Here is a 479-nt window from a genome sequence, read left to right as displayed (position 1 = left end):
ATCATGCACGGCGTGTGGATCCTGATCTTCGCCGTGCCGTTCGCCGGCCTGGCCCAGATGATCCCCACCGCCGCCCTGGCCGGCCTGCTGATCGTCATCGGCTGCCAGCTGGTCAAGCGTGCCCACATCGAAACCGCCAAGCGCACAGGCGATCTCGCGGTCTACGCGGTCACAGTGGTCGGCGTGGTGTTCCTCAACCTGCTCGAAGGCGTGCTGATCGGACTCGCACTGGCGGTCGCACTGACCGTGTGGCGAGTGGTGCGCACCACCAGCGTCTCCGAGCCCACGGGTGAGGACACCGGGCGCGTCGCCATCGAGGGCTCCGGCACCTTCCGGTCCCGGCCGACCCTCACCAGCGCGCTGGCGCGGGTGCCGTCGGGCGCCGCGGTGACCGGGGAACTGTCGGTCGACTTCATCGACCACGCCGCCCACGAGACCATCGAAGAGTGGCAGCGCCAGCACGTGGCCACCGGTGGCAC

Annotated in this window: 1 protein-coding gene; it reads left to right on the top strand. The window is 69.7% G+C overall.

Going from position 1 to position 479, the window contains the following annotated elements; translation table 11 throughout:
• A partial coding sequence (locus RM572_RS28935) for a SulP family inorganic anion transporter (RefSeq protein ID WP_311676327.1) occupies positions 1-479 on the top strand: 479 nt, incomplete at both ends.

The sequence above is a fragment of the Streptomyces hazeniae genome, from assembly GCF_031845485.1.
Taxonomy (GTDB): Bacteria; Actinomycetota; Actinomycetes; order Streptomycetales; family Streptomycetaceae; genus Streptomyces; species Streptomyces hazeniae.
The sequence above is the reverse complement of the archived record's forward strand: the minus strand, read 5'-3'. Positions and strand labels throughout refer to the sequence as shown.